Origin of the sequence: Flavobacterium chungangensis, assembly GCF_042654045.1 — a bacterium.
GTDB classification, from domain to species: Bacteria; Bacteroidota; Bacteroidia; order Flavobacteriales; family Flavobacteriaceae; genus Flavobacterium; species Flavobacterium chungangensis.
Genome location: NZ_JBHSFY010000010.1, coordinates 191526 through 212526 on the forward strand (window position 1 = coordinate 191526; position 21001 = coordinate 212526).

At 42.4% G+C, this 21001-nt stretch carries 20 protein-coding genes and 1 pseudogene; 11 read left to right on the top strand and 10 right to left on the bottom strand.

The window, feature by feature from the left end:
- Positions 1-12: 12 nt before the first annotated feature.
- The gene (locus ACFO3N_RS16490; protein WP_379799491.1) at positions 13-363 is read right to left on the bottom strand and encodes a hypothetical protein; all 351 of its coding nucleotides are present in this window, start codon (positions 361-363) and stop codon (positions 13-15) included.
- 24 nt (positions 364-387) lie between these two features.
- Complete coding sequence (locus ACFO3N_RS16495; protein ID WP_379799494.1) at positions 388-612, bottom strand: hypothetical protein; 225 nt, start codon at positions 610-612, stop codon at positions 388-390.
- 269 nt (positions 613-881) lie between these two features.
- Here ACFO3N_RS16495 and ACFO3N_RS16500 point away from each other — a divergent pair, with 269 nt between their 5' ends.
- Complete coding sequence (locus ACFO3N_RS16500; RefSeq protein ID WP_379799496.1) at positions 882-1127, top strand: hypothetical protein; 246 nt, start codon at positions 882-884, stop codon at positions 1125-1127.
- An 89-nt stretch (positions 1128-1216) separates the two neighbouring features.
- Here ACFO3N_RS16500 and ACFO3N_RS16505 read toward each other — a convergent pair whose 3' ends face one another.
- On the bottom strand, positions 1217-1588 hold the full coding sequence (locus tag ACFO3N_RS16505) for a SpoIIAA family protein (RefSeq protein ID WP_379799497.1): 372 nt from the start codon (positions 1586-1588) through the stop codon (positions 1217-1219).
- Positions 1589-1778: 190 nt separating this feature from the next.
- On the opposite strand from ACFO3N_RS16505, the gene xseA reads away from it, so the two are divergent.
- Together xseA and xseB are read left to right on the top strand one after the other, a co-directional pair.
- Entirely contained in the window at positions 1779-3215 is a 1437-nt protein-coding gene (xseA, locus tag ACFO3N_RS16510) for an exodeoxyribonuclease VII large subunit (protein WP_379799500.1), read from the top strand.
- Complete coding sequence (gene xseB / locus ACFO3N_RS16515) at positions 3193-3399, top strand: exodeoxyribonuclease VII small subunit (RefSeq protein ID WP_379799502.1); 207 nt, start codon at positions 3193-3195, stop codon at positions 3397-3399. The genes xseA and xseB overlap by 23 nt, the downstream gene beginning before the upstream one ends.
- Positions 3400-3620: 221 nt before the next feature.
- On the opposite strand, the gene ACFO3N_RS16520 is transcribed toward xseB, so the two are convergent.
- From ACFO3N_RS16520 to ACFO3N_RS16530, 3 genes are all read right to left on the bottom strand, one after another.
- Positions 3621-5939, bottom strand: a complete 2319-nt coding sequence (locus ACFO3N_RS16520; protein WP_379799504.1) for an ATP-dependent helicase — start codon at positions 5937-5939, stop codon at positions 3621-3623.
- Between the two features lie 307 nt (positions 5940-6246).
- On the bottom strand, positions 6247-6564 hold the full coding sequence (locus tag ACFO3N_RS16525) for a DUF3606 domain-containing protein (RefSeq protein WP_379799506.1): 318 nt from the start codon (positions 6562-6564) through the stop codon (positions 6247-6249).
- 123 nt (positions 6565-6687) lie between these two features.
- A complete protein-coding gene (locus ACFO3N_RS16530) occupies positions 6688-7308 on the bottom strand; it encodes an alpha-ketoglutarate-dependent dioxygenase AlkB family protein (RefSeq protein ID WP_379799508.1) in 621 nt (206 codons plus the stop codon).
- Between the two features lie 596 nt (positions 7309-7904).
- Here ACFO3N_RS16530 and ACFO3N_RS16535 point away from each other — a divergent pair.
- Complete coding sequence (locus ACFO3N_RS16535) at positions 7905-8375, top strand: response regulator (RefSeq protein ID WP_379799510.1); 471 nt, start codon at positions 7905-7907, stop codon at positions 8373-8375.
- On the opposite strand, the gene ACFO3N_RS16540 is transcribed toward ACFO3N_RS16535, so the two are convergent.
- Positions 8372-8707 carry a DUF6965 family protein gene (locus ACFO3N_RS16540; protein WP_379799512.1) on the bottom strand — a complete coding sequence of 112 codons (336 nt, stop codon included), beginning with the start codon at positions 8705-8707 and terminating at the stop codon, positions 8372-8374. The two genes, ACFO3N_RS16535 and ACFO3N_RS16540, sit on opposite strands and share 4 nt — an antisense overlap.
- A 387-nt stretch (positions 8708-9094) precedes the next feature.
- Here ACFO3N_RS16540 and ACFO3N_RS16545 point away from each other — a divergent pair, with 387 nt between their 5' ends.
- The gene (locus tag ACFO3N_RS16545) at positions 9095-9562 is read left to right on the top strand and encodes a JAB domain-containing protein (protein ID WP_379799514.1); all 468 of its coding nucleotides are present in this window, start codon (positions 9095-9097) and stop codon (positions 9560-9562) included.
- Between the two features lie 572 nt (positions 9563-10134).
- On the opposite strand, the gene ACFO3N_RS16550 is transcribed toward ACFO3N_RS16545, so the two are convergent.
- Complete coding sequence (locus ACFO3N_RS16550; RefSeq protein ID WP_379799516.1) at positions 10135-10428, bottom strand: hypothetical protein; 294 nt, start codon at positions 10426-10428, stop codon at positions 10135-10137.
- Between the two features lie 310 nt (positions 10429-10738).
- Here ACFO3N_RS16550 and ACFO3N_RS16555 point away from each other — a divergent pair, with 310 nt between their 5' ends.
- From ACFO3N_RS16555 to ACFO3N_RS16570, 4 genes are all read left to right on the top strand, one after another.
- The gene (locus ACFO3N_RS16555) at positions 10739-11131 is read left to right on the top strand and encodes a plasmid mobilization protein (RefSeq protein WP_379799519.1); all 393 of its coding nucleotides are present in this window, start codon (positions 10739-10741) and stop codon (positions 11129-11131) included.
- Positions 11116-12381 (top strand): relaxase/mobilization nuclease domain-containing protein, encoded by a 1266-nt coding sequence (locus ACFO3N_RS16560; protein WP_379799521.1) that lies wholly within the window; start codon positions 11116-11118, stop codon positions 12379-12381. The genes ACFO3N_RS16555 and ACFO3N_RS16560 overlap by 16 nt, the downstream gene beginning before the upstream one ends.
- A gap of 30 nt (positions 12382-12411) precedes the next feature.
- A complete protein-coding gene (mobC, locus tag ACFO3N_RS16565; RefSeq protein ID WP_379799523.1) occupies positions 12412-14391 on the top strand; it encodes a conjugal transfer protein MobC in 1980 nt (659 codons plus the stop codon).
- A 331-nt stretch (positions 14392-14722) separates the two neighbouring features.
- On the top strand, positions 14723-15121 hold the full coding sequence (locus tag ACFO3N_RS16570; RefSeq protein ID WP_379799525.1) for a helix-turn-helix domain-containing protein: 399 nt from the start codon (positions 14723-14725) through the stop codon (positions 15119-15121).
- 65 nt (positions 15122-15186) lie between these two features.
- On the opposite strand, the pseudogene ACFO3N_RS16575 reads toward ACFO3N_RS16570, so the two are convergent.
- Positions 15187-15336 (bottom strand): annotated as a pseudogene (locus ACFO3N_RS16575) (helix-turn-helix domain-containing protein); the annotation flags it as partial.
- Positions 15337-15512: 176 nt separating this feature from the next.
- Here ACFO3N_RS16575 and ACFO3N_RS16580 point away from each other — a divergent pair.
- Both ACFO3N_RS16580 and ACFO3N_RS16585 read left to right on the top strand, forming a co-directional pair.
- Positions 15513-16172, top strand: a complete 660-nt coding sequence (locus tag ACFO3N_RS16580) for an IS1 family transposase (RefSeq protein ID WP_379799528.1) — start codon at positions 15513-15515, stop codon at positions 16170-16172.
- A gap of 387 nt (positions 16173-16559) precedes the next feature.
- Positions 16560-19649: a T9SS type A sorting domain-containing protein gene (locus ACFO3N_RS16585; RefSeq protein ID WP_379799530.1), complete on the top strand. Its 3090-nt coding sequence runs from the start codon at positions 16560-16562 to the stop codon at positions 19647-19649.
- Positions 19650-20107: 458 nt separating this feature from the next.
- Here ACFO3N_RS16585 and ACFO3N_RS16590 read toward each other — a convergent pair whose 3' ends face one another.
- On the bottom strand, positions 20108-20866 hold the full coding sequence (locus ACFO3N_RS16590) for an SDR family oxidoreductase (RefSeq protein WP_379799533.1): 759 nt from the start codon (positions 20864-20866) through the stop codon (positions 20108-20110).
- Positions 20867-21001: the final 135 nt, after the last annotated feature.

Sequence of the window (21001 nt, forward strand, 5' to 3'; positions counted from 1 at the left end):
TAATTAAGCCTTTTAATCTATTTTATAGCCGTCGTCAGAAAATGTATCAGGTTCGCGGTCGTTTTCATCATAGCGCTCTACAAGATCGTCATCAAGATCATCTGGATCAAGCTCTTGATCGTCTTGTGAATCTTCGTCCGGTCGATCTTCTTCCTGCGGCTCGTCATCATACTGCTGGTCATCTCTTTCAAGGGAGCTGGAGAATTCATTGTCAAGATAAGTAGTGCCTGAAGCAGCTTGACCATATTCTGAGTGATCGGGCGCTTCTTTTTTGACATCATCCTTTTGGCCTGTGCTTATGGTGCTATGAGCATAACGGCGGTAAACAGTATCGTTGTCGGTAGTGCTGTTGTGTGCTATCATCGTAATTTGTTTTTTATTTAAATGTCAGCTGTTAGCAGCTGCGCTGCCTGTGCTGCCAGCTCCTCCTGAATTATTGTTGCCGTCTTCCTGATCGTAGCGGTTCGGATCGGTTCCGTCCTCATCGCGCTCATCTTGCCAGTCGCCGGTATTGGCATTTTCATCCCTTTCTTTATCCTCTGAAGCTCGCAGCTGTTGGTGGTACGGACATTTTTGAAGTTCTTCTTTACTGTAATTATGCTGATTTTCCATGGTTGCTCTATTTTAAGATTTTTAATATCCTAAAATTAATTCATGTCTCAAGTGTTTTTCTTACAGAAAAAATGGGATTTATTATCAAATTAACATGTTTGGCATAAAGGGATTTTTTTTAGCTATGCGTTTGTTTTTTAATGTTTTACTGATTCGTTCCAATAATTGAAAAACTTTTTTTTTAACACTGCAGCGAATTGGCGCTTCGTTCTAAATTTATTATATTTGAATACAGATTTATTACTATTTTAATTCACAGATCTTTCACAATGGAAAAAGCAATACGGCTGCAGGTGAGAAAAGATTTGAACCCGCGTCAGCAGCTCACCGTCATTAAACTTAAGGGAAGCCTGATTTCCAGAGGATATACCGAAATTATTCATATTCTGGACCAGGATGAGGATTTTCATATCAATACTTTTGAAACCGCCGATGAGAAACGAAATGAAGTGGAGGATTATATTACTGCTTTCATTAATCGGGAAAACCTCCTGGACGCCATTACGATCAGGTAAAGAAGCGCTTTCCGGTAGATAGACGGCGCTGTGTCCCGATCAGAATTGCGTCGGTTTTAGGTCTTTGATATATTATGCCGGCGTCAATTTTATCTGCTTTCACCGGTCTGCACCCACAGCATGGCTTCCTCAAAAGCTTCTTTTTTAAAGCCTTTGAATTGGCCTGGAACAAGATCGGTAAGAGCATTTGTAAATGAAATTGCTGTATCAGAATCCGTGACCAGTGCGGCGCGGTTCCATCTGCCAAGGTTTTTCAGACCCAGTATGGCATCTTCCATCCAGTGTGCCGATGCAAAACTTTTTATTTCCGTATCCATTACAAGGAGAAAGTTAATTTCATTTATTCTTTCTGCTAGACTGGTGACTGCAGGAACAAGCACATTGAAATAGTCCTCTGCTGTCATTGGGCCGCGTGCCCTAAAAGCGGCAGCATTTCCCGAAGTAGGTATAGGCTGGATCATAAATTCTGAATTTTAATGCGTTCCGATAAAATTAAAAGCACAAGCCATACTTTTTTTTACAGGATTAAAAGGCGGTTTTATAAAATATCAATTTGGCGCTTTCTGTTTTGAGGCGGTTTGAGATTCCGAGCGATAATTTGTACTTTAGCAGAGAAGAAAATTTAGACAGAAGACGCATTTCATCCGCTATATGGTACCAGACCAGCATATCAGACTCTCGCAGCTCAACGAGCGGATCCAAGACACGATCAATTCGCGTTTTAAGGGACAGACGCACTGGGTGGTGGCTGATGTTACCAACCATTCCTTTAAGGCCGATAAGAAGATCCATTATTTTGAACTGGTGGAGAAATCAGAAAAAGACAGTACTATTACAGCTAAAATAATGGGCAAGTCCTGGGGAGCAGGGGCACTGCGGATTCTTGATTTTGAAATCACAACGGGACAGCGTTTTACCAACAATCTTCATGTGCTGGTGCAGGTCAGTGTGGATTTCCATCCGCTCTACGGGCTTTCGGTTAACCTGCTGGATATCGACAGCAGTTTTATGCTGGGGATTCTGGAACAGCAGCGCAACGCCACCCTTGCGAGACTGGTCAGGGAAAATGGCTACATCTGGAAAGAGGGCGAAGAATATTCTACGCTGAACAGCCGGCTGAAGCTTCCGGAAGTTATCCAGAGGGTGGCTGTGATTTCTTCGAGCAGTTCCGCAGGAAATGAGGATTTCCGTCATACGATGGTTCACAATGATTTTGGCTATGCATTCCGGATTGATGATTATCATACCGTTGTGCAGGGAGACAATAATGCAAAGCTGTTTCTCAATAAACTTATCGATGTTTATAATACCGGAATTCCATATGATGCCATTGTCATCACAAGGGGAGGCGGTTCGCAGTCGGATTTCCTGATTTTTGACAACTACAGCATTGCCAGGGCAGTGGCGAAGTTTCCCATTCCGGTGATTACGGGAATCGGACACCAGAAAAATGTGAGCATCACCGATCTTATGGCACACACCCATACCAAAACCCCCACAAAGGCGGCGGAATTCATCATTGCCCACAACCGCAGCTTTGAAGAAAGCATACTCGCACTGCAGCGGACTATTGCAATTAAATCACAAAACCTGTTTCTGGGGCATTATAAAGAGCTCAGCCAGATGAAAAATGCTGTTTTGCATAATGCGGCTGCCCTTGCGGCAAGCCATGCAAAGCAGCTGGATATAATAAGGGAACAGATTGGCAGAAATTCAGGGACGTTGCTGCATGACAATCAGAAAAGGCTGCTCGTTGCCAGCCAGAAGGCTCTTCAGCGCCCCGCGATGCTGCTGGTGGAGCGGAAGGGCGAGCTGCTCCAGTTAAGAAATGCCGTTAAAACATTCGCTAATGCTTATCTTTGCAGACAGGAGCTTACGCTGGAACATCACCATAAAACCATACAAATGATGTCTCCGCAGAATATCCTGAGAAAAGGCTATGCCATTATCAGGGTAAAAGATGCCATTGCCAGCAGCGCCGAAAGCATACGTCAGGGTGATGATATTGAAGTTATTCTGAAAGATGCCAGACTGATAAGCACCGTTAAAGAAAAAATACAATACGATGGAAGAGAACCAGACTTATGAAAAGGCTTTTGCCGAACTGACCGCCATTTCGAAAGAAATTGAAAATGAAACCATTTCGGTGGACGAGCTGGCATCAAAAGTAAAAAGGGCATCAGAGCTCATTGAATTCTGCCAGAGCAGGCTGAAAGCGACCGAAGCTGAGGTGGGGAGAATTATCAGCAGCATGGAGAATCCGAAAGAATAGGCTCTTATGCTGCACGCTAAAATGACGTTTTACGGCGTTATAGCATAAGTACACTCCAATAGACCGGATGCCGATGCTGAAAAGCTTAAGGATTCCTTGATTATATGCCGATACAGGATAAAGCCCATTGCTTCAATTGAACAGTGGGCTTTTGCAGTAAAGCAGGCGAATTAAGTTTTTTAATTGAAGGGTATGGCGGCATCCATTTTAGTGCAGGAGCCTTACCATTCTTCCTGCTCCGGATCTATGCCTTTGCCATTAAAAATGCTCTGATTTATATTGGCCTCCGGGCCAGCCTTTTCTATTTCATCCGAAAATGGATCAGGGGCGTTTTTTAGGTTTTCGTGGAGATTTAAGAGATCGGCAGGAGAAGAGCCCTCTTCTGGGGAATCTGATGCGGCAGTGAGAAGGCGGAAAGCAAAATCAATGGGCTTTTCTTTTCCCATCTCGAAAAAATGCACGATGTACTGGTTTTTCCCGCTGTCCACAGCAACCACTTTTCCTCTGTTCCAGACCGGATGCTGCACAAGGTCTCCCTCGCTAAAAGCAGTATCTCCGCTATTTTTTGAAGCTGCTGCAGATGACTGCGCAGCCTGGAGGATTTCCGGAGAGAGTTTCCCTTTGCGAACGTAAAACTCCTCCTTGATTTCAAAGAGAAACCTTGAGGGGTATTTATTAAGACCCGTGGTAAAATTGAAGCCTTCCGAATCGGTCATGTAAAACCTTTTCTCGGCGCGCGTGACTGCCACGTACATCAGCCTTCTTTCTTCCTCTATGGCCCGTTTTCTCCTTTCTTTAATCGAAAGCGCGCTTGGCAGCACCCCTTCGGTAAAACCGCAAAGGAATACGTAGGGGAATTCAAGGCCTTTGGAGATATGGATGGTCATCAGGCGCACCTTGTCCTGGTTTTCCGTGTCTTTGTCAAGATCGGTGTAAAGCGCCACTTCCTGAAGGTATTCAGCGATATTTACAGGGCCGTTGTTTTCTTTTTCCAGCAGCAGCATGGAGCTTACGAGCTCTTTTATATTTTCCAGCCTGTCTTCATCGCCATCTTTTCGGTAGAGCTCGGAAAGCCCGCTTTTATCGAGTATGATTTTAACCAGATCGGAAATCGAATTTGTTTCGGCCTCTATTTTCAGTGCAGCTACCAGAGCAAGGAAATCAGCGGCTCCTTTTTTATTCAGCTCTTTATCTTCCATATTCTTTTCCAAAGCCTGAAGCAGCGACAGGTTCTGTTCTCCTGCCAGAAGGCTCAGCCTTTCGAGGAATTTTTTACCGAGCCCTTTTGACGGATGGTTGTGCAGGCGCAGAAAAGAGAAATTATCCCCCTGAACGATAAGCCTTAAAAAGGATAGCACATCTTTGATTTCCTTTCGTTCAAAAAAGCGCACGCCTCCAAATATGGCATAGGGAATATTTTCTTTGATGAGCGCCTGTTCAATATTTCGTGACAGATGGTTGGAGCGGTAAAGAATAGTGATATCGGAATAGGAGGCATTTTCCGTTTTAAGGATTTCCTTGATTTCCGAAGCCACCCATAACGTTTCTTCGTAATCATTTTTGCCATGGAAATGCACCACTTCAACACCCTCGGGATTTTCGGTGACCATATCCTTGTCCACCCTTACCTTATTGTTTTTAATGATATGGTTGCCGACTTTGAGAATATTTGGCGTAGAGCGGTAGTTCTGGTTCATGATGATGGTCTGCGTGTCAGGGAACATCCTGTCGAATTCCACCAGATATTCCGGTTTTGCGCCGCGCCATTCATAGATGGTCTGGTCGGGATCGCCTACCAGAAACAGGTTCTGGTGCACACGCGAGAGCATTTCCACCAGATGGAACTGGCTGTCGGAGCTGTCCTGCGCCTCATCGACCTGTATGTAATGCAGCATTTCCTGCCATTTGGCAAGCACATCGGGACTGCTGTCGAGTATGAAAGCCGTAAAATGGATCAGGTCATCGAAATCCAGCGCATAGTTGCGTTTCTGCTTGTCGAGGTATTTCTGGTACACGCGGCTGGAAAGCGAGTCCTTCTCGTCAGGGTCGAAGCTTTTGTTATCCAGCATATATCCCAGATAATCAGACGTGCTCTTCTGTTTGGAAATAAAGCGGAGCACCTGTTTGAAAGTCAGGTTTTTCGAATTGATGTCCAGCTCATTGAATACCTCCCTTAAAATGGTTTTCTGGTCCTCGGCATCCAGTATGATAAAGTTCTTAGGGTAGTGGATCTTGTTGATCTCTTCACGAAGAAACCTCACGCAGAACCCGTGGTAGGTGGTAATGAAGCTCACATCAAAAAGATCTCCAATCAGCGCCTTGACGCGCCTTTTCATTTCCTGCGCCGCTTTATTGGTAAAGGTAACGCAGAGGATGTTGGACGAATTGATGCCGAGCCTGTCCACGATGTAGGCAAAGCGGGAGGTAAGGGCCTTTGTTTTTCCTGAGCCGGCACCGGCAATGACACGGACATAACCTTCCGTGGTTTTCACGGCTTGGAGCTGGCTGGGATTAAGGTTCTCTAGAATTGGATCGTTCATTTTTAAAACGGAATGTTTTTGATCTCTATTTATTTTTTAAAGCACAGGGGCAGATCAAAGAGTCTGCAGCACAAATTTATGCAATTAACTCAAAAGAAGGGTAAGAAGCAATTGTTATATTTAGGATGCTTTACCTGTCGTTAATGCGGCCGGCGGCTATCTTAAAATAAAATCCTGAAGAAAATCATTTGATTGTTTAATCAAAAAAATGCCCTTCAGGATTTTTTCCATATTTTCGTTTTCCCTTTTTATAAAACAATTATAAAAAAGCAGTTATTAATATGGATGATAATGGGTTTTTTGAAACTTAAAGCTGTGATAGTTTTGAAGGGTCTGTTGCCTCTTCAATGCTCTTTCCCTGCGGATTGTGCTGCCCACTATTCTCCTTTTCATCATGCCAGGGACCGTCTTTCAAACGAACGGTTTCTGAGGCGCTTTCTCTGGAAGGAGGAGTTTCATTCAGGTGCTCAGTTACTTCTTCTACAGTAGTGCCCGCCGCCCTTACGGCATCTTTTAATATCTCCTCTGGGACATTTAACTTTTCAGCCCACTGCTGGATTTCAGCCTGCTGCGAAATATCGATATGAGCGCTTTGCTCTTTTCCGTTGTTATGCACATTTTCCATGATTTTTAAATTTTTATAGCTATTCCCAAAGTTACTGTGACATAAAACAAAGCTGTTATATTATAAAACAGGATTATTATAGGATTGCTATGGTTTTCAATAAATTAAAAAGGAATCTCCATTTTATATTTCCCTGACCTGACGGAAGGTAAGGTTGATCCTGGGCAGAACGGGACGGGCTGTCTTAGGCACTTGATGCTCCCAGTAGGTATTGGTGCTTCCTGCCATGAGAAGAAAGGTTCCGTGGTGCAGCGGAATTTCAATTGGCGCAATACCTTTGAGCACTTTATGGCGGAGACGGAACAGACGCGTTTCCCCGAAAGTCACAGAAGCAATGTTCATATTCTTATTGCTTGATGAGGTCTTGTCGCTGTGCCATCCCACACCGTCAGTACCGTCCCTGTAGAGATTGAGCAGCACGCCGTTAAAGTTTATTCGGGTTTCGTTTTCCACACGCTCCCTGATCTGCAGCAGTTCCAAAGGCCAATCCGGATTGGATTTGCGCTCAGGCCTGCTGCTGTCCCCGTACCACGAGATCATGCGGGGAGCCGTAACCACCTTGTCATACATGGGCATTTCATATTCCCTCCACTGGGTGCCTTGGTATAAAACATTGTAATAATGATCGGATTCCTGCTTGCTGAAAAAGTTGTCAATCAGCAGCAGATCGGCATCAGGGGCGTCAAATATTTTTCTGCCGCCATTTCCTGATGAAAAAATTTCAGTGTCATCAAAAAGAATCATTTCTTTACATATTTTAGCTTGTGGCTCTGCTTTGCATTTATTTATAAAAGGCTTTCAGAAGCGGCCGGATCCCATTTTGTGTCCTCGCGGTTTAATTTTCTGTCTCCTTGGATTAGCCGTGCGGCGTGCAATTATGCTGCGAACGGGGCATACTTTAGCAGAGAACTGAAACGGGCTTATGGCTGCAAGCGCACAGCTTATTGTTTTTTCATTTTCTATCTGACAAAATTAGTGCAGATAAGAACAATTTTAAAAGAATCATATGTTACAAATAGCAGCAAAATTTAAGTGTCCTTATTTTTCAGGGATTCTGACAGCAGCTGTCTTACATTTTTAATCTTTATTCAGAAATTTCGCAGAGGCTTTTATGGGCGAAAACGGATGCATTTTTCCTGAGGAGTTTTGTTTGTCCAACAGTCTGCAGACTGATTTCTTGATTTTCTGGTATTTTTCACAAGAAATTTTTCTTACATTTATAGTGCTGCAGAGAAACATTCCTTCGTTTTCTGCAGCTTTTACAAAAGCTTATATTTTCTCGGGTATAAATTTTTGCGGATTTTTAAAATTTCTATCAACCTGCATAATTTTTTTAAGCTATGGCACAAGAAGAACAGAACTCCCGTAAGACTATCTATCTGGCAGAAGATGATGAGGATGACAGAATTTTATTTATGGAAGCTTTAAGGGAAATCCATCCTGAAATTGCTGTGAAAGTATCCGAAGACGGACAGCAGCTTTTAGATAACCTCGATAAAACGGATTGCGGCAAGCCTGAAATCATATTTCTTGACATTAATATGCCCTGCAAAAATGGATTTGAATGTCTTAAAGAAATTAGAAGCGCCAGCTGTTTTGATGACGTGCAGGTGATTATGCTTTCCACCAGCAGCAGCAGCATTCATATTGAAATGTCCCGTAAGCTGGGAGCGGACTTTTATGCGGTTAAGCCGGGCCTTTTTCAGGATCTTAAAGATCTCCTGCAGCAGATACTGGAAGAAGGCGGAAGCAGAGGCACGGCAGACCGATCAAAATTTCTCCTGTCCCGCAGAAGAATGGATGCTTTTTAAAGTTGGCTTTCTGCTCCGGAATGGGCTCCCGCTGCAGTGTGTTCGGCAGCAGCTTGCCCATCATTTTCTTCATTCCTATTTTCTCCGGCGGCGTTTTCCCCAGCACTTTCACTGGCGGCAGTCTGCTGGGCAGTTTTTTTCATGAGAAGATAGAAATCCCTCAGATGCCACCATGCCGGACAGCGGTCTGGAGGACCGTTAAAGTTTCTGATGCCGATATAGCAGCTCTTAAGGAAAACCTGCGTATCGGTGATCTTTGCCCATTCTGTCCACACGACTTCTTTCGGAGGGGGGGTGTTCTCAAAATGGCGTTTTATATCTTCATAATTCATGCTGCAAAAATAATTCAAAACACCACATCAGGCAAGGCAGGCATTGGTTTTACCGCATATTTAACACTTCATTTTCCATAGTGTTTTATCACCGTGCTGGGAACCAGATATGTGCCGGCACCTTAACTGCAGCATTTAATGCGGAGGCTCTTCTGCGATGCGGCTTTTTCGGTCTTCCCCGATTCTTTTTTCCTCACGGATGAGGGAAATAGAGGGGATGTAAATACCGTTTAATTCCATCACAAAGGTCGGGCACAGCGGTTCGGGGCGCCGCACAAAATTCCCCCATAAATGCAGGGCATGCGCCCTGCTTTATTGCGTTGCTTTCTGCGCTTGCTCCCTTCTGCCCGAAGGCGGTGCTAAAATTAATCTTAAATATTTAGCATCATGGAAACAGCAGAAAACAGCAATTGGAAAATCGTTTCAGAAATCGATCTGATCTATAAGACAAAAGTTAAGAATTCAGAAAGGCCGCATATTGCATCCTCATCATATGCCTTTACGCTTTTGAAGGGCTGCTGGGATCCCGGAAAGATCGGATTTCTGGAGCAGTTCAAAGTGCTGCTGCTCAACCAGTCCAATAAAGTGCTGGGCATTTATGAAGCCTCCTCAGGAGGAATTACGGGAACCGTCGTAGATATCAGGCTGCTGTTTGCCGCTGCGCTTAAAGCAGGCGCAGTAGGACTGGTCATCGCCCACAACCATCCATCGGGATCTCTGCTGCCTTCAAATCCTGACAGGTGCATTACCGCAAAAATTGCAAAGGCAGGCGAGCTGCTCGATATCAAGCTGCTGGACCATCTGATCATTACAGAGGAAAGCTATTACTCCTTTGCGGATGAAGGCGCTTTATAGCGCCTTTTCTATTTCATTATTCTTTCTTTCTTTTCTGATTCTCTTCAGAAAGAAGAAATAGACTGTGCGGGAACGGGCTTACGGGGATACAGTTTTTGAGCTCTTTATAAAGCTTTATGCGGTAAGAATGCCTTTATGCCCTGATAAATTTTAATCTGGCGCTGCGATTCGGATAGGCTTCTGCCGCTGAGCTTAAAAATCTGTAATTTTTGGATCATATGCTGTAAGGGTCTGATGGGCTGCATTGCGTAATTTTGCTTTATTATGGTACGGTAAAACTTATAGTCAGGCAGAAAAAAAAACAGGGGACCGGCGGGGTTCGTCTGAAGGTTCTGTACAATGATTTAGTTAATTGCCGCATACCTTTTCAGGCACCCGCCGGCTGCCAAGAAGCCCCTTAATCTTAAGGGGCTTTTTTGTGCGGATTAGCTGGGCTGGATTTAAATTAGGCTTTTATGGGGCAGTTTTTCCGACCCCTGTAAAAAGAGAATAATTAAAGCCTGGTTGAAAAAGAGAGACCCATAAATGGCAAAGCCGCCAGCATGAGTGCGCCAGCGGCTTTTTTTGTTCCCCTACTGTTTCTTGCCCGCTCCCAATTCAGAGAGCTTCTGGTTCAGTTCGGTAAGTCCGGCGCGCTGCAGGCACTCCTCGGAGAGCTGTTTGAGCTCTTGGGCATTTTCCTTGGAAGTGCTCTGGAGCAGCGCCGAAAGGCTGCCGCCATTTTCCGCAATGCCGCGCCCAATCGCATGGTGGAGCAGCAGCACATTTTTTCGCGAAATCTTCAGATCCATTCTCACCATCTCATTCATTCCGGGGCTGCTCATAATCGTATCGAACACCCTCACCGCATCATTTTCCGTCAGCATAATTCCCGCGTTTTAAATTAATAATTGATTCTCTCAAAGATACGGTGAAGCGCTGAAAACACCCCGTTCAAAATATGGCGGGGATAGGCGGCATCCATCCTGCTTTTCTACATTAGCTGAAGAATCGCTGCAGGATGCTTTTTAATGCTGCATGGCTTTAAGGGTTCAAGCGGACTGCCCCGTTCCTGCAGTCGGCCAGATGTCCGTTTGTTTAACAAACGCATCCGGCTGCCTTATGCTCGGAACTCGCGGCAGTGATTCTCAAAGGCGATCTGGCTATAATGAAGTTTAAAAATGAAAAGGAGAGAAGATGGAGAAAAAGAGTTTGAACAGAAACCGCATTGCCGCGGTGCGCTTTACCGCTGAAGAATACGGCAGACTAGTGAAAAGGCTTAAGGGGACCGACTGCCGGCAGATGAGCGAATATCTCAGAAAATGCATTCTGGGAATGCCTATTACCGTCAAATACCGCAATGCATCCCTTGATGAGATGATGCTGGAAACCATCCGCCTGCGCAAAGAGCTCAACGCCCTTGCAAACAACTTTAACCAGGCGGTTAAAAAGCTCCATGCCCTCAGGCAGATTCAGGAGTTCAGGGACTGGATCATGCAGAGTGAAGCCCAGCGTGCAGCCCTGCTGGAAAAGGTGGAAGAAATCCAGAAGGTCATGGAAAAAACAGCCGGGAAATGGTTGCAGTCATAAACACGGGGCATTCGGTGCGGAGCATTTTCAATTACAATGAAAACAAGGTCAGAGAAGGGGCGGCGGAGTGCATCGGAGAGGGCAATTATCCGATGGATGTTTCGCGCATGAATCCTGCGATGAAATTGGGCAGGCTGCTGCGTCAGAATGCCCTTAACGGGAATGTGAAAAGAGGCAGCGTGCACATCTCCTTAAACTTTCACCCGTCCGAGAATTACTCCCCGGAAAGGCTCATGGAAATCGCCCATGCCTATATGGAGAAAATAGGTTTTGCAGAGCAGCCCTATCTGGTCTACCGGCATCACGATGCGGGACATCCGCACATTCATCTGGTGTCGATAAAAGTGAGGCCAGACGGCTCGAGGATCGACATGCAGAACATCGGAAGAAACCAGTCGGAAAAGGCAAGGAAAGAGATTGAGAAAGGCTTCGGACTGGTGCGGGCCGAGGATGCAAAAAGGGAGCTGTTTTCTTCCCTGAAGCCGGTGCCCGCCGCTAAAGCGCAGTACGGGAAAATGGAAGCCAAAAAAGCCATTTCCGCAGTGCTGCATTCGGTGCTGCCATCCTACAAATACACATCGCTGGCCGAGCTCAACGCGGTGCTGGGGCTCTACAATATTAAGGCGGACAGGGGAAGCCAAAACTCGCGCGTGTTCACCTCAGGAGGGCTGCTGTACCGCATAGTGGATGAGAAGGGAAAACCGATAGGCGTTCCCATAAAGGCAAGCGACTTTCCGATGCGTCCCACACTGGCTTTTCTGGAAAGAAAATTTGCTGTGAACAATGCCGAAAGGGCTTTTGAAAAAAAGAGGATCCGCAGTGCTTTGGACAGCGCTTTTTTCGGAAGGAATCTGACTTTGGACAGGCTGGTTCTGCTGCTCGAAAAGAAGGGAATCAATGCCGTGATGCGAAAGAGCGATGCAGGTCTGGCGTATGGTGTGACCTATGTGGATCATGTGACCAGATGCGTGTTTAACGGCAGTTCGCTGGGAAGAAATTACAGCGCCAAAGCGGTACTGGAACGCTGCGGGAAACCAGCAGAGCAGCAGCAGCCGGCATCGCCTGAAGAGGCCCTTCAGAAGCGTATGGCTGGCGGCAGCCATCAGTCCTCAGAAGAGGCATCTGAAGGCATGAATGCAAAAGTGCTGGAGGGGCTTATGAAACCCGAATGGCAGGGCGATTATGCGAGTGCAAAGTTTAAGGGAAGAAGGAAAAAGAGAAAAAGAAAAGGGCGTTCGGATCTGAACTGATCCAGATCATTAACGGGAAAAACTACAGCTATGCAGACAGGAGAAAACGAACAGGCGCTGAGAAAAATACTCGATATGACAAGACTGATGGGCATCATGGCGCTGATGCTGCATTTTTATTATTGCTGCTATGGGGCATTCCGTTTTTGGGAGCTTACGGGGGCTTTTGGGGATAAAATTTTAGCAGCGGTTTACAGGACGGGACTGTTTGAAAGTTTTCATATGTCCAAGATTTTAGCGCTTGGACTTCTGCTGATTTCGCTGTTGGGAGCAAAGGGGAGAAAGGAGGAGAAGCTGCGGCTTAAAACGGCGCTTTATTTTATGGCTTCAGGGCTTGCGGCCTATTTTCTGAGCGGCCTGCTGCTGCATTGTGGAGGTGCGGATTCAACGTATGCCATGCTCTATATGGCGGTTACGGTTCTGGGATTTCTGCTGGTGCTTTCGGGAGGCACGCTGCTGTCCCGCATCATTAGAAACAGGCTGGCCGTGGCCGATATTTTCAACAATGAAAACGAGACCTTCCCGCAGGAGGAGCGGCTGCTGGAAAATGAATATTCGATCAATCTTCCTGCGAAGTATTATCTGAAGGATAAGCTGCGCAGCAGCTGGATCAACATCATCAATCCCTTCCGCGGACTGCTGGTTTTAGGCAGCCCGGGTTCCGGCAAATCCTACTTTGTGATACGCCATGTCATCACCCAGCACATCGCCAAAGGATTCAGCATGTTTGTCTATGATTTCAAGTACGATGACCTTTCCAAAATGGTCTACAATACCTTTGAAAAATATAAGCATGCATATGAGGTGATGCCGAAATGCTACTTCATTAATTTTGACAGCATCATGCACCGATGCAATCCTCTGGATCCGCAGAGCATGGAAGACATTACGGACGCTTCGGAATCGGCTCGCACCATTTTACTAGGGCTCAACCGCGAGTGGATCAGAAGGCAGGGGGACTTTTTTGTGGAGTCTCCGATCAACTTTCTGTCGGCGGTGATCTGGTATCTCAGAAGGTATAAAGAAGGGGAATTCTGCACCCTGCCGCATGTCATTGAGCTCATGCAGGCAGACTACGACAGCCTCTTCACCCTGCTGCGCACCGACAGGGAAATCGAGGTGCTCATCAACCCTTTTGTCAATGCCTATCTCAATGATGCCATGGAGCAGCTCGAAGGGCAGATTGCCTCGGCAAAAATAGCCATGGCGAGGCTGTCTTCTCCCCAGCTCTATTATGTGCTGTCGGGAAATGATTTTACGCTTGACATCAATAATCCTGTGGAGCCCAAGATAGTCTGCATGGGAAACAATCCGCAGAAGATGCAGATTTACGGAGCCGTATTGTCGCTGTATGTGAACCGTCTGGTGAAGCTGGTCAACAAAAAGGGAAAGCTCAAATCCAGCCTCATTTTCGATGAGTTTCCGACCATCTACCTCAATAATATGGACGGCCTGATTGCGACGGCCAGAAGCAACAGGGTGAGCACCTGCCTGGGGGTTCAGGACTTCAGCCAGCTGCGCAAAGACTATGGGCGCGAGCAGGCCGATGTGATTATGAACATCACCGGAAATATCATTTCCGGACAGGTCACAGGAGATACGGCCAAGCAGCTCTCGGAGCGTTTCGGGAAGATCATGCAGGATCGGGAAAGCATTTCGATTAGCAGTGCCGATACCTCCATCAGCCGTTCCAGACAGCTTGAAGCGGCCGTTCCCCCATCGAAGATCTCATCATTGAGCTCGGGGGAATTTGTCGGGTTGGCAGCCGATGATCCGCAGTGCAGAATCAAGCTTAAAATATTTCATTCTGAGATTTTAAACGATCATGAGGCGCTTCGAAAAGAGGAGGAAAGCTATAGGGAAATACCGCCTGTTAGAACGCTGGATCATGCAATGGTCCAGCAGAACTACATGCAGATCAAACGCGATGTGCAGGATATCATCCATACCGAAATGGACAGGCTGCTCCATGATCCTGCATTGAAGCATCTGGTTGTGATGAAGCGCTGAGGTTTTGGGCCAGATGATCCGGTTGCAGATTTTCCAGGCAGCAGTCTTCCAAATAATTGCTTCCGGAGCCGCAAAGCAAGTATGCTATTGGCATGCAGCGGCGTGATATTAAGCTTTACTTGAAATTTTGTATAGAAATTAAATAGAATTCCATCGCAGATGGAGAACTGCTTATTTTTTTGCTTAAAATAAGCTTTCTTTTAAAATAATTTCTAAATTTATGCTTCTGTTTTCGGCCTTCTGCTTTTCGGATGGGCCAGCACAGCGCTGCCATCCTTTAGCGTATCATTTTGCTTTACTGATTTTCATATTACTGCAATTCAAAAAAAACATGGATTTTAAAAAACTGGCGCCAGAGCAGAAACAGGCTTATTTGGCAGATATAGAAAGAGCTCTAACTTCGAGAAGGCTTTATTTGAAAAGCAATTTTTCTCTCGCTGATCTTGCGGAAGAAACGGGAATAAAGCTCCACAATCTTTCCTATCTGATTAATTCGGAAAGGGGGCTCAGTTTCAGCGATTATATGCATTTATGGAGAATCAGGCATTTCAAAGAAAGGTTAAATGATTATGAGTGGAAAGACTTAACGCTCGAAAAAATGACAGCGGCCTGCGGATTTAAATCCAGAGCTACCTGCTGGAGGGCGTTTATAAAACTTGCGGGACAGACGCCTTCAGAATGTTTAAAACTGGCCAGAGGAATCCAAAGCAGATCAAATGCCAATTTTTAAAATTGTAGGGCCGTCTTCCCGATATGGCAATAGCCCGCTTAAAAGAAAGCACTAATGCATTCTCTTTAGCAGTTCTTGTCTATTTTCAGCAATTCGGTTGGCGGATAGCCGAATTGTTTTTTGAAGGCAAATGAAAAATGCGATAAATTCTCAAATCCGGTCTCGCAATAGACCTCAGCAGGTTTTTTATTTTTTTCGGCAAGCTGGTAATGCGCCGGTAGTGTTACAGATTAGGTGTTTTGATAACATACGCGTGTAACTAACTGAAAAAGAATATTGAAATTAAATTATTGAATAGAAAAGAGACGGCCAGCAGGTCGTCTCTTTCGTTTTTTGTCTTTTAATAAGCTTCAAAATGCTTTTGCCTTACCTTAGTGTTTCAAATTAGGTCATGAAAATAAAATGTAATTTTTGCAATGGTAAATGCATAAAGAATGGATTTCAATCTAACGGTAATCAGCGTTATAAATGTACTATTTGTCAAAAACGACAGCAGATTACCTATAGATATAACGCTTACAAAGGAGATATCAATCAGGAAATAGTGCTGTTGACCAAAGAAGGTTTGGGAATAAGGAGCACGGCAAGAATACTGAAAATATCAACGACAACCTTATTGAAAAGAATTGTCTGCATTGCGAGGAATATAACAAGACCAATTGTCAGCAGAGGCAAAACTTACGAAGTAGATGAACTGTGCACTTATATCAGACACAAGAAAAATTATATCTGGCTGGTTTATGCTTTGGAAAAGAATTCTAAAAATGTGGTTAGTTTTAATGTTGGCAAACGAACCAATAAAACTCTGAATCGTGTTTTGGAAACTCTGAAATTGGCAGAAGCAAAAAAGATATTTACGGACAGGCTTAAAAACTACAGGTATTTGATTGATAAGAAAATGCATTCAGTAAAACGTTTCGGGACAAATCATATTGAAAGAAAGAATCTGACACTGAGAACACATCTGAAAAGGCTCAACAGACGTACAATCTGTTTTAGCAGAAGTTTAGCTGTTTTTACTGCTGTTTTGAAGATTTATTTTTGGATTTGAATTTGAGTCTTTTATTTGACTAAACAGGACTCGAACCAATTTTCCCTGAAAACACTGGTGGTTTTTATTTAAAAAAAATGAAACGAGATTTTTCGAACCACAAAAAAAGCCTAAGAAATCTAGATTTCTCAGACTTTACCTTTTTTATAGTAGCCCTAACAGGACAATTCTCGAATCATTTTCTTGATGATTTGAAGAAAATAAAAATCACTGATACTAAATTTTCTGGTTCTAAATATCTGGGATAATCTCCTTTGAAATTTTTAAAAATATACTTGTAGAGTTTTTTTTGATTAAAACATTTTTTGATTTCTTTAACAGTCTATGTAAGATAGTAGTTAATATTCTATATATTTGAGGAGCTTTAATATTAACAAAACATTACCTATGAAAATAAAACTACTTTATTTAATATTCTTTGTCAGCGTATCTTCTTTTGCTCAACAATACACCCTGATTCCCGATGCATATTTTGAAGCAGAACTAATCCGTCAGGGAATTGATTCAGGCACACCAGATGGTAAAGTTTTAACTTCAAAAATAAACACCCTGACTACCTTGAATGTTAGGGGAGTCGGTTTCATTGCCGATTTAACCGGTATTCAGGATTTCACTGCTTTAAAATCTTTGTTTTGTGATAGCAATCAATTAACGTCTTTAGATGTTTCCAAGAATACCGCTTTAACCTACTTGAGTTTTGGAAGCAATTACTTAACAACTATAGACGTTTCCAAGAATACTGCTTTAACAGAGTTACGTTGTTATCATAACCTACTAACAGTTTTAGATGTTTCTAAGAATACTTCTTTAACAATTTTACATTGTTATAATAATCAACTAAAGAACTTAGATCTTTCCAAGAATACTGCTTTGACATATCTAGATTGTTCTGATAATCAATTGGTAAGTCTTAATTTGAAAAATGGAAATAATTCTAAATTATCGACCAATAGTGCCTTTGATAGTAATAGCTTAAGCTGTATTCAGGTAGATAATGTGGCTTATTCTACTGCCAATTGGACAGCCAAAGATGCTGAGGCAAGTTATAGTTTAGACTGCTCAGCTTTTGTTCAATATACCCTTATTCCTGATGTGAATTTTGAGAAGAAGCTGATTTATTTAGGAATTGATTTTGGAGCAGTTGATGGAAAAGTGCCAACAGCTAAGATTGCTGCATTAACTTCTTTAGATGTCTCAAGCAGTTCTATTACTAATTTAGCTGGAATTCAAGATTTTACGGCTTTACAGTTTTTAAATTGTAATGGCAATCAATTAACGTCTTTAGATGTGTCCAAGAATATTGCTTTAACAAGATTATATTGTGAATCGAATCAATTAACGAGTTTAAATGTTTCTAAGAATACCGCTTTAGAGCAATTAACGTGCTATTCCAACAAATTAACAGCTTTAGATGTTTCGAATAGTTTAGCTCTGACATTGCTGTATTGTTATTCTAATCAATTAACGGCTTTGGATGTTTCTAAGAATACGGCTTTAATAGAATTATACTGTTATTCCAATCAATTGGCAAGCTTAAATGTTTCGCAAAATGTTTCGCTGACAGAACTAAGATGCCATAATAATCAATTAATAAGTTTTGATGTTTCTAAAAGCAGTGTTTTAACCAAATTATATTGTTATTCCAACCAACTAAAAACTTTAGATGTTTCTAAGAATACTGCTTTAACCGACCTGTATTGCTATTCTAATCAATTAACAGATTTAGATGTTTCTAAGAATATGGGTTTAAGAAATATAGACTGCAGTTCGAATCAGTTAATGAGTTTAAATTTGAAGAATGGACGCAATGAATATCTCAATACCAAAAACTTTAAAAGTAACCCTGATTTAGGATGCATTCAGGCAGATAGCGATTATTATTCGAATAACACTTGGAAGTCATATAAGGACGCTTCTGCAAGTTATAGCAGAGATTGCTCAGTATACACCGTTATTCCTGATGTGAATTTTGAAAAGAAGTTAATCTCATTAGGAATTGATTTTGGAACTCCTGACGGAAAAGTGTTAACATCCAACGTTTATTGGTTAAACGACTTGGATGTTTCCTCCAGTTCTATTAGTGATTTAACCGGAATTCAAGATTTTAGAAATTTACAGACTTTACATTGTGAAAATAATCAATTAACGAGTTTGTATATTGCTAATAGTTTTGCTTTGGTAGAATTATATTGTCATCAGAATCAAATAACGGCTTTAGATGTTTCAAAGAATGCCGGTTTAGTATATTTAGTTTGTTATTCTAATCAATTAACGGCTTTAGATGTTTCAAAAAATATTAGATTAACAAAGTTAGATTGTTATGATAATCAATTAACGGCTTTAGATGTTTCTAAGAATACCAGCTTAGGAACTTTTTATTGCTATAATAATAAATTAAGAAGTCTAAATATGCAGAATGGAAAGAATGCTTGGTTTGTAAGCACCAATAACTTTACAAACAACCCTGATTTAACCTGCATTCAGGTGGATAATGCTAGTTATTCTACCGCAAATTGGGCTACAGCCAAAGATGCTACTGCAAGTTATTCGCATAGTTGCCCTGCCGTTATTGAAGTTAATGGTGAGTTCGAGAACAAGTTAATCGCTTTAGGGATTGATACTATTAAAGACGGTTCGGTTTTATTGTCCAGCATAAAAAATGTAACCAGTTTAGATATTTCCAATTCCGGTATTACCAGTTTATCAGGTATCCAATATTTTTCAAACCTGGAAACCTTAAACTGTCAAGGAAATTTATTGACTTCAATAGATGTATCTTCTAACATGGCACTGAAATATTTAGATTGTTCAAAGAATCCACTATCGATTTTAGATGTTTCTAAAAACACCCAGCTTACAGAACTGTATTGTGATGGTATGGTAACAACCAATAAAAAAATCAATGCCAAAACCAGCGTTTCTAATCAACTAACGGCCTTAGATGTTTCTAAAAATGTATGGTTGACTAAATTGAGTTGTTCTAACAATCTAATAGTAAGTTTAGACCTTTCTCAGAATACTCTTCTTACAGATGTGAATTGTTCCAATAATAAATTGATCTCTTTGAATTTAAACAATGGAAAAAATAGCAAACTAGCTACTGTCAATTTCAAAACAAATGCTTTACTATCTTGTATTCAGGTAGATGATGTTGCTTATGCTAATGCCAATTGGTCAACAGCCAAAGATGCATTAGCAATTTATTCGAAAACAACTTGCACTTTAGGAATCGAAGATTTAATTTTTGACAAAATCGCCATTTATCCTAATCCGACCAAAGGAGAATTACATATTGACAACATTGTGCTAGAAAAGGCAAATGTGTACGAAACATCAGGAAAGTTGGTAAAAACTGTCAAATTTGCTAATGGCTCAAACACTAACAGCATCAATTTATCAGGATTCCCAAAAGGAATTTTTTTAGTGTATTTAGAAAGTGAAGGTTATGCTGTTGTTAGAAAAATAATTGTCGAGTAAATTAAAAAGCAAAAGGCATTTTACCATAACGGGATTCGAACCTTGTTCTGCTGCAAACACTGTAATTTATATATTCTGCAAAATTGAAGTTGCTAGAATCGAACCACAAAAAAACCTGAGAAATATAGATTTCTCAGGTTTTATATTTTTTTAGTAGCGGGAACGGGACTCGAACCTGATAACGAAATTGAATGAATAAAATAAAATAAAAACAGCCTTCAATATAGTTTTACATCTTAGATTTTGATTTTACTGGATTCTTGATTGTTCAAAATTTCTTGTGCCATGATTATGCCACAAAACTTAAGAAGGAAAAAAATCTATTAAACTCGCCTTAGATTTTTGTGGCACTTCTGGAGGCAACTCCAGTATTCTAGTACTTATTAAAAAACTGTATCTGTATCCATAAAATATATATTTACGGATCTTTATCAAAAGCTTGAATAAATGTATTTCTATTAAATGATCTGCAGGTGCGGACGGATCTGCATCGTAACGATATCGCATCTTTTTGGCTGCGAGAGACAAAACAAAGTGCTCATTGCAATATCGTAAGCTTCCAGCATCTCCAGTTTTTCGACTTTCTCGTGCTGTACTTTCTTCGGATCGGTTTGCATGTCGCTTGACACAGCGCCCGGTTCAATAAGGGTAACCTTGATGCCCAGTGGATTAAGTTCCTTTCGCAGTGAGGTGCTGAATCCGCGAATGGCTGTTTTTGTGGCTACATAAATGGTGCTTTCCGCCGTGCGGCTCTCCGCGCTCATTGACCCGATATTGATGATATGTCCTGATTTGTGTTTTTTCATTCGTGCAGCAGCTGCCTGGGCAAAGGCAAGATAACCGGTAATGTTGGTATCAATCGCGTATTTGTAATCCTCATAAGTTTCCTCTGTTAGTCCCGGGGCTGCAACGGCCGCATTATTGATTAGGATGTCTATTCCACCGAGCTTGGTATCTGCTATTGAAAGTATTTTGTCAATGTCCTCCTTTTTGGTAACATCGGCGGGAGTGCCGTAAAGTTCACTGTCCGGGAACTGCTTTTTTATATCTGCAACGGCTTTTTCAAAATCTTCCTTGTCCCTTCCAAAAATAAGTACGCGCCCGCCGAGAGAAACCAAGACGTCGGCAATTGCTTTTCCTATTCCGGTTGTTCCCCCCGTTATAACTATTTTTTTATCCTTGATGTTCTGCCCAAAGTAATTTGTTAATTTTTCCATGTTTTTTTTTTTTATAGTTATTATTTCCTATTCTGTCCGCATACCAAATTGAAATGTCACGGTAATACAGTGTCTTAGTATGAAAATTAGTCCGCAAATCTGGTATTATCTATGCCATTTTACTATAGGCAGATG